General features: G+C 51.1%; 1 rRNA gene. It reads right to left on the bottom strand.

Going from position 1 to position 2,067, the window contains the following annotated elements:
• Positions 1-66 precede the first annotated feature (66 nt).
• Positions 67-2,067, bottom strand: a 23S ribosomal RNA gene (locus tag V7D18_RS21925); the annotation flags it as partial.

Below are 2,067 nucleotides of genomic sequence, written 5' to 3'. Positions count from 1 at the left end.
CATATACCCTCAAAACCACACATTGTTATATATCTTCATCCGTTCTTTCCTCTTACCTAAACCAACCTGGTTAAGCCCTCGACCTATTAGTGACAGTCAGCTGCACATGTTACCATGCTTCCACCTCTGCCCTATCTACCTCGTCGTCTTCAAGGGGTCTTACTCTTGCGATGGGATATCTCATCTTGAGGGGGGCTTCACGCTTAGATGCCTTCAGCGTTTATCCCTTCCCGACTTGGCTACTCTGCCATGGTGTTGATCACCAACAGATACACCAGAGGTCAGTCCATCCCGGTCCTCTCGTACTAAGGACAGCTCCTCTCAAATATCCTACGCCCACGCCGGATAGGGACCGAACTGTCTCACGACGTTCTGAACCCAGCTCGCGTACCGCTTTAATGGGCGAACAGCCCAACCCTTGGGACCTACTACAGCCCCAGGATGCGATGAGCCGACATCGAGGTGCCAAACCACTCCGTCGATGTGAACTCTTGGGAGTGATAAGCCTGTTATCCCCAGGGTAGCTTTTATCCGTTGAGCGATGGCAATCCCACTTTATACCACCGGATCACTAAGTCCTAGTTTCCTACCTGCTCCACCCGTCGGTGTCGCAGTCAAGCTCCCTTATGCCTTTGCACTCTTCGAATGGTTTCCGACCATTCTGAGGGAACCTTTGAGCGCCTCCGATACTCTTTCGGAGGCGACCGCCCCAGTCAAACTCCCCGCCTGACATTGTCCCCCAGCCAGGTTATGGCTGCAGGTTAGAAATCCAATACCGCAAGGGTGGTATCCCAACATCGGCTCCATAGAGACTGGCGTCCCTATTTCATTGCCTCCCACCTATCCTGTACATGCAGCACCGAATCCCAGTATCAAGCTGGAGTAAAGCTCCATGGGGTCTTTCCGTCCTGGCGCAGGTAACCAGCATCTTCACTGGTATTTCAATTTCACCGGGTGCATTGTCGAGACAGCGCTCAAATCATTACGCCTTTCGTGCGGGTCGGAACTTACCCGACAAGGAATTTCGCTACCTTAGGACCGTTATAGTTACGGCCGCCGTTTACTGGGGCTTAAATTCAGAGCTTCGCGTTGCCGCTAACCCCTCCTCGTAACCTTCCAGCACCGGGCAGGCGTCAGCCCATATACCTCACCTTTCGGTTTTGCATAGACCTGTGTTTTTGCTAAACAGTTGCTTGAGCCTATTCTCTGCGGCCTGATTTCTCAGGCACCCCTTATCCCGAAGTTACGGGGTCATTTTGCCGAGTTCCTTAACAATGCTTCTCCCGCCGGCCTTAGGATTCTCTCCTCATCCACCTGTGTCGGTTTACGGTACGGGCACATATTACACAATAGCGGCTTTTCTTGACAGCCCCTACAGAGACTTCCCTACTTTTGTTCGGTACGCGTCACACCTTCCTGTTGCTGAGCGGATTTGCCAACTCAGCCAGTAAAATGCTTGCCCCGGTCTTTTCATTCCCGGGTTCTCTCTCGGTTCTGTGTCCCCACAGTTCTGATAATATGCGGTACAGGAATTTCAACCTGTTGTCCATCGACTACGTCTTTCGACCTCGCCTTAGGTCCCGACTTACCCAGAGCAGATCAGCTTTACTCTGGAAACCTTAGATATTCGGCCTGGAGGATTCTCACCTCCATCTCGCTACTCATTCCGGCATTCTCTCTTCTTAACGCTCCACACCTCCTTACGGTAATGCTTCTGCGCATTAAGAATGCTCCTCTACCAATGTATATTAATATACATTCCACAGCTTCGGTGTCGTGTTTTAGCCCCGGACATTTTCGGCGCAAGACCTCTCGACTAGTGAGCTATTACGCACTCTTTGAATGTGTGGCTGCTTCTAAGCCAACATCCTAGTTGTCTCTGAAATCTCACATCCTTTTCCACTTAACACGCACTTTGGGACCTTAGCTGGTGGTCTGGGCTCTTTCCCTTTTGACTGCCCAACTTATCTCGTGCAGTCTGACTCCCGTACATCATCTGACCGGCATTCGGAGTTTGATATTCTTTGGTAAGCTTTGACGCCCCCTAGGAAATTCAGTGCTCTACCT

This window comes from Lacrimispora sp. 38-1, from assembly GCF_049890855.1.
Lineage (GTDB): Bacteria > Bacillota > Clostridia > Lachnospirales > Lachnospiraceae > Lacrimispora.
The sequence above is the reverse complement of the archived record's forward strand: the minus strand, read 5'-3'. Positions and strand labels throughout refer to the sequence as shown.